General features: G+C 72.0%; 6 protein-coding genes. 5 read left to right on the top strand and 1 reads right to left on the bottom strand.

The annotated features are described in order from the left end of the window. The first annotated feature begins 5 nt into the window (after nt 1-5). A complete protein-coding gene (locus ACZ592_RS22270) occupies nt 6-1,016 on the top strand; it encodes a Rieske 2Fe-2S domain-containing protein (RefSeq protein WP_471583321.1) in 1,011 nt (336 codons plus the stop codon). On the opposite strand, the gene ACZ592_RS22275 is transcribed toward ACZ592_RS22270, so the two are convergent. Then, nucleotides 998-1,561, bottom strand: a complete 564-nt coding sequence (locus ACZ592_RS22275) for a MarR family winged helix-turn-helix transcriptional regulator (RefSeq protein ID WP_471583322.1) — start codon at nt 1,559-1,561, stop codon at nt 998-1,000. The two genes, ACZ592_RS22270 and ACZ592_RS22275, sit on opposite strands and share 19 nt — an antisense overlap. Nucleotides 1,562-1,785: 224 nt before the next feature. Here ACZ592_RS22275 and ACZ592_RS22280 point away from each other — a divergent pair, with 224 nt between their 5' ends. From ACZ592_RS22280 to ACZ592_RS22295, 4 genes are all read left to right on the top strand, one after another. Continuing rightward, nucleotides 1,786-2,457, top strand: coding sequence for a FadR/GntR family transcriptional regulator (locus ACZ592_RS22280; RefSeq protein ID WP_471583323.1), 672 nt, complete (start codon nt 1,786-1,788; stop codon nt 2,455-2,457). Nucleotides 2,458-2,631: 174 nt separating this feature from the next. After that, nucleotides 2,632-3,615 (top strand): PAC2 family protein, encoded by a 984-nt coding sequence (locus ACZ592_RS22285; RefSeq protein WP_471583324.1) that lies wholly within the window; start codon nt 2,632-2,634, stop codon nt 3,613-3,615. A 238-nt stretch (nt 3,616-3,853) separates the two neighbouring features. Continuing rightward, complete coding sequence (locus ACZ592_RS22290) at nt 3,854-5,608, top strand: S8 family peptidase (RefSeq protein ID WP_471583325.1); 1,755 nt, start codon at nt 3,854-3,856, stop codon at nt 5,606-5,608. 110 nt (nt 5,609-5,718) lie between these two features. Then, entirely contained in the window at nt 5,719-6,426 is a 708-nt protein-coding gene (locus tag ACZ592_RS22295; protein ID WP_471583326.1) for a hypothetical protein, read from the top strand. The last annotated feature ends 207 nt before the right edge of the window (nt 6,427-6,633 follow it).

Consider the following 6,633-nt stretch of genomic DNA (forward strand, 5'->3'; position numbering starts at 1 on the left):
CCCGCATGACCACCCTGACCGCATCGGCCGACCACATCTACGCCACCGGGCTCCGCAACCAGTGGCACCCGGTCGTCCCCTCCTCCTTCGTGGCGCCCGGCGCCATGCGCAAGGTCACCGCCCTCGGCGAGCAGTGGCTGCTCTTCCGCCGCTCCGACGGCACCCTGGCGATGCTCGCCGACCGCTGCCCGCACCGCGGCGCCCCCCTCTCGCTCGGCAAGCACCTGGGCGACCGGGTGGCGTGCTGGTACCACGGCGTGGAGATCGAGACGGACGGCACCGTGTCGTCGGTGCCCGGCCTGCCCGGCTGCAACCTGGAGGGCAAGAAGCTCGTCACGTCGCTGCCGGTGCGCGAGGCCGGCGGCGCGGTCCTCGCGTACTTCGGCGACGAGCGGCACCCCGAACCGGCCGAACTGACCCTGCCCGAACCGCTCACCGACCCCGAGGTCGACGCGATCCTCTGCTACGCGGAGTGGGACGGGCCGTGGCGGTTCGCGGTGGAGAACCTCCTCGACCCGATGCACGGCGCGTTCCTGCACCACGACTCGCACACCATGTACGACGGCGACACCACCGCCAAGTTCCGCATCCGCGAGACCGGGCGCGGCTACTTCTTCGAGAAGACCGACCAGCGGGGCGTCAACTTCGACTGGGTGGAGCTGTGCCGCACCGGCGTGGACTGGGTGGACCTGACCATCCCGTATCCGCCGTCGGCAGGCCCCGGCGGCCCGTTCGGCATCGTCGGCATGGTCTGCCCGGTCGACGAGAACCGCACCGGTGTCTTCTTCTGGCGCTACCGCCGCGTCCAGGGCTGGCAGCGCGACACCTGGCGCTTCCTCTACAAGACCCTGATCGAGGAGCGCCACTGGCAGGTCCTGGAACAGGACCGGGTGATGCTGGAGGCCATGCCGTCCGACGCCGACCAGCGCGAGAACCTCTACCAGCACGACCTGGGCGTGGTGCGGCTGCGCCGGATGTACCGCGCCGAGGCCGAGGCTCAGGCCTCGTCCGGCTGAGACCCGTCGGGGCCGGTGATGTCCCTGACGTCGGTCTCGGTGATGGACCGCTCCAGCTTGGACATCAGGCGGGCCAGCTGACGCCGCTCGGCCGGGGAGATGCCGCCGAGCATCCGGCGCTCGTTGTCCAGGTGCTCGGTGAACACCTCGTCGATCTTGGCGAGTCCGGCCTCGGTGAGCCGCGAGTAGACGACGCGGCGGTCCTCCGCGTCGCGCTCGCGCACGATCAGGCCGTCCTTCTCCAGGCGGTCGATGCGCAGGGTCACCCCGGCCGACGAGACCAGACCCGAGTCGGCGAGCTGGCCCGCGGTCAGGCGGTAGGGCGCCCCGGCCCTGCGCAGCGCGGTGAGCACGTCGAAGCCGGCGACCGCGAGGCCGTGCCGCTCGATCGCCGAGGTCAGGCGGGTGTTGTAGCGGATGAAGGTGCGGTGCAGCCGGGCGAGGACCTCCAGGGGCGAGGTGTCGAGGTCGGGCCGTTCCCGCGCCCAGTCCTCGATGATCGACGCCACCGCGTCCGGCTGGTGCGCCGCCTTCTTGCCGGCCATCTGCCACCCCTCCTGGGATCGCCCGGCGGAGTGCCGGGACCCGTGGGGAAATCTTAGCCCTCAAAGAAATGCCCCGAGTGGGTCCCCGCGGGATCCCCGGAGGATCACCGAGTGAGTACGGGTGGATCCCCGTACTCACGTGCGGCGCAGCCGCGCGCCGGTCCATAATCACCTCATACATCGGATGTCTTTTTGACACTTTTGACTGGTGAGGCGAGGTCCCCATGGCTGTCACCGACGAGGCCATCGAGAAGATCAAGGGCATGATCGTCTCCGGCGCGCTGCGTCCCGGCGACCGGCTGCCGAAGGAGAGCGAACTCGCCGCCGAGCTGGGCCTTTCCCGCAACTCCCTGCGTGAGGCGGTACGCGCCCTCGCGCTGATCCGCATCCTCGACGTACGCCAGGGGGACGGCACCTATGTCACCAGCCTGGACCCCCAACTGCTTCTGGAAGCGCTGAGCTTCGTCGTCGACTTCCACCGCGACGACACGGTCCTGGAGTTCCTCGCGGTGCGCCGCATCCTCGAACCCGCGGCCACGGCCATGGCCTGCGCCCATATCTCCGAGGCCGAACTGGACACGCTGACCCGGCAGTTGGACGCCCTGGGCGCCGCGCCCTCCGTGGAGGAGCTGGTCGCCTGCGACCTGGAGTTCCACCGCGGCATCGTCCAGTCCACCGGCAACTCCGTCCTGTGTTCGCTCCTCGACGGCCTGTCCGGGCCCACCACCCGGGCCCGCATCTGGCGCGGCCTCACCCAGGAGGACGCCGTCAGCCGCACCCTGCACGAGCACCGGGCGATCCTCACCGCGCTGCGCGACCGCGACGCCGAGGCGGCCAGGTCGTGGGCGACGGTGCACATCGCCAGCGTGGAGCAGTGGCTGCGCACGACGCTGTGAGACCGCCCCGCTGCCCTGCGTGAACATGCGGCTCCGCCCGACGCGAACCCGCCGTTTCCCGGGCCCGGGCGTGGGCAGTGATCACGCATTCCCCCACGCAAGGGGGCTGCGGACGGACCCCGCCGACGCCGTAAGGTTGGGACGTACGCAAGGGAACGTCGGAAGGAGGCCTGGGTGATCGAGCTCGAGGGAGTACCCGAGCTGGTCGACCCGGTCATGGTGGCCGCGTTCGAGGGCTGGAACGACGCCGGCGACGCCGCCTCCACCGCGGTCGCGCATCTGGACAAGGAGTGGAAGGGCGAGGTGTTCGCGGCGCTGGACGCCGAGGACTACTACGACTTCCAGGTCAACCGCCCGACGGTCTGGCTGGATGGCGGGGTGCGCAAGATCACCTGGCCGACGACCCGGCTCTCGGTGGTCCGCGTCGGCGGCGACAAACCCCGCGACCTGGTCCTGGTGCGGGGCATCGAGCCGTCCATGCGGTGGCGGTCGTTCTGCAACGAGATCCTGGGCTTCGCCCACGAGCTCGGCGTGGAGCTCGTGGTGATCATGGGTGCGCTGCTCGGCGACACCCCGCACACCCGCCCCGTCCCGGTCAGCGGCGTGACGTCCGACCCGGACCTGGCACGCACCATGGACCTGGAAGAGACGAAGTACGAGGGTCCGACGGGCATCGTCGGCATCCTCCAGGAGGCGTGCACGCACGCGGGCGTCCCCGCCGTGAGCCTCTGGGCGGCCGTCCCGCACTACGTCTCGCAGCCGCCCAACCCCAAGGCCACGCTCGCGCTCCTCAACCGCCTCGAGGACCTGATCGACCTGCGGATCCCGCTGGGCGAGCTGGCCGAGGACGCGCGCGCCTGGCAGGTGGGCGTGGACCAGCTGGCGGCCGAGGACAGCGAGGTCGCCGAGTACGTCCAGTCGCTGGAGGAGGCGCGGGACACCGCGGAGCTCCCGGAGGCATCGGGCGAGGCCATCGCCCGCGAGTTCGAGCGGTATCTGCGGCGCCGCGACGGCGGCGACGGCGGGGCCTACCTGCGGGACAGCCCCAGCGACCGCACCCGGCCCCCGAAGCCGAAGCCCACCCAGCGGCCCGGTCCCGGCACCGAGGGCGAGAGCGACAACGACGACTCCGGCCCGTCGGATTCCTCGGACGACTGAGGACAGCCACCGAGGACAGTCACCGCGTCATGGGGCGGCACCCGCACGGGTGCCGCCCCATTGCGGCGTTCATGGCCGAATTGCACGGGTTTCCCGCTTCAACTTTCGTTCAAACACTGTTGCGGAAAAGAGGGGTGGACGTTCCGGCGGGCTCGTAGCAGGGTGTGCCCCGAAGACCCCGAAGACCTGGCGCAGCGCACAGCACGGCACCCGAAGGACGGAAGGGAGCGGTGAAGCGATGACCGAGCAGGCAGACCCGGCACGAGGCCCCGGAGCAGGCGGGCCCGGCCCCGAAGGAACGGGATTCACCTACCGAGGATCCGAGCAGGAACTGATCGTCGTCGCCCGGCCCGAGGCCCGGCTGCGCGCCGGCGAGCAGGACGTCCGCTCGGCCTCCGGATCCGATGTGTCGGCCCTGAACATGTTCCTCTCCGACGAACAGCTCGCCCTGGAGCCGCTGTTCGGCAACGAGGAGCGGCTGCGGGCCGCCGCGCCCCCGGCGGGCGAGGAGGACCTGGCCGACCTGTCCCTCTTCTACCGCGTCCGAGGCGGCGAGGACCGGCCCGAGGAGTTGCGCGCCCGCATGGCCGCGCTGCCGGGCATCGACACGGCGTACGTGAAGCCGGGCGCGGTCCCCGCCTCCGTCGACCCCTCGCCGACCCGGCCCCAGGACCTCGGCGAACCGGGCCGGGGCCGCAAGGAGGGCATGCCGCTCACGCCGGACTTCACCAGCCGCCAGGGCTACCTGAAGCCGGCCCCCGAGGGCGTCGACGCGCGCTGGGCCTGGCAGCGCCTCGGCGGTTCGGGCGAGGGCGTCACCGTCATCGACATCGAGGGCGGCTGGCAGCTGCGCCACGAGGACCTCTCCTCGAAGCTCGCGGGCGTCGTGGTCGGCTCCCCCATCGAGGACCTGGCCTGGCGCAACCACGGCACCGCGGTGATCGGCGTCATCGGCGGCGACCGCAACGCACTCGGCATCACCGGCATCGCGCCGGAGGCCGTGACGGCGGTCGCCTCGTTCCAGCCGCTGGGCACGGCGGCCACCATCCACGCGGCGGCCGAGCGGCTGCGCAGCGGCGACATCATCCTGCTCGAACTGCACCGTCCAGGACCGAAGTTCGACTTCGCGGCGCGCGACGACCAGAAGGGCTACATCGCGATCGAGTGGTGGCCCGACGACTACGCGGCCGTGCGGTACGCCACCGCGAAGGGCGTGCTCGTCGTGGGCGCGGCGGGCAACGGTGCCGAGTCCCTGGACGACGCGGTCTACGAGCGCAGGCCGGACGGCTTCCCGTCCTCCTGGCGCAACCCCTTCAACCCCGCCAACCGCTCCTCCGGCGCGGTCCTGGTCGGCGCGGGTGCACCGCCGCCCGGCACGCACGGCCGCGACCACGGCCCCGACCGCTCGCGCCTGGCCTTCTCCAACTACGGCGCCCGCGTCGACGCCCAGGGGTGGGGCCGCGAGACCACCACGACCGGCGGCTCCTGGGACCTGCCCGGCGATCTGCAGGGCGGCGCCGAGGAGATCGTCTGGTACACCGACACGTTCTCCGGCACGTCCTCCGCGTCGCCCATCGTCGTCGGCGCGCTGGCCGCGCTGCAGGGCATGCTGAAGGCCGCGGGCCGGCCGCCGATGGCACCGGACCGGGCCCGCGCGGTCCTGCGCTCCACGGGCTCGCCCCAACAGGACGCGCCGGGCAGGCCCGCGTCACAGCGGATAGGCAACCGGCCCGACATCAAGTCCGCGGTCACCAACCTGCTGCCCTCCGCAGTGGGTTCGGGACAGGCCGAGCGGTACTGGGACGAGCTGCTGCCGTATCCGCCGGAACTCCCGCCGAGGCTCCGGCTGTTCGTGGCCGGGGAGTGGCGCAACCTGGACAACCCGTCCCCCGAGACGCGCCAGGCGGTGCACGCCGCCTTCGCCGGGGGCCGGCCGGACGTACGCGTCTGGTTCTCGGACGACGAGGTCGTCGGCCTGGTCGTCACGGGCTGACGCACGACCCGCACGCCGGTACACCCGCACTCCAGCACACCCGCACTCCAGCACTTCCGCACTCCAGCACTGCTGAAGGACCACAACCATTGAGGGAAGGTGGCACCCGCATGAGCACCACCCCGCAGATGAGTCAGTTGGGCCAGCACCAAGGACGGCAGTACGGACCGCAGCAGAGCCCGAGCACGGCCCCGCCGCAACAGAGCCAGCAGGGCCAGCAGGGCCAGTTCGGCCAGCCAGGTCAACAGCAGTACCAGCAGCAGCCGTTCGACCAGCAACAGCCCTTCGGCCAGCAGCAGTATGGCCCCCAGCAGGGCGGCCAGGGCCAGCAGGGCATGGGCCAGCAGGGCATGGGCCAGCAGGGCGGCCAGGGCCAGCAGAGCATGCAGCACGTCCCGCCGCACCTGCGCCAGCAGCTCCAGCAACTCGGCCAGCAGCAGCCCTTCCAGCAGCTGCTCCAGCAGTTCGGCCAGGAGCAGGGCCAGTTGCAGGGGCAGGCGCAGGGCCAGGGCCAGGGCCAGTCGCTGGGACAGGCGCAGGGCCAGGAGCAGCAGATCCCGCAGGCGCACGCGCCGGAGATCTCCACCCAGTCCCTCGCGTCCAACATCGCGACGTCGTTCTGGGACGTCGTCCAGCCGCTCCCGGGCCAGGCCTCGATCCTGTACCTGCTCGTCGACAACGCCTGGCGGGCGTTCATCAACCCCAGCCCGCAGACCCACGACGAGATCCAGGAGGCGTTCGCCTTCGGGCAGCAGGTGATCGGCTACTACGACAGCGGCAATCCGGGCTACCTGCTCGCCATCGTGGTCACCAAGTGACCTCGTGACCAGGTGCCGTGGGTGCGTGAGCGCGTGAGCGGCACGCGGCCCGCGTGAACGGACGGCGGGGGGGGGGGGGGGGGGGGGGGGGGGGGGGGGGGGGGGGGGGTGTGGGGGGGGGGGGGGGGGGGGGGGGGGGGGGGGGGGGGGGGGGGGGGGGGGGGGGGGGGGGGGGGGGGTTGGTGTGGTTTTTCGCCCAGTCGCCCC

This window comes from Streptomyces sp. NPDC040622 (assembly GCF_055593965.1).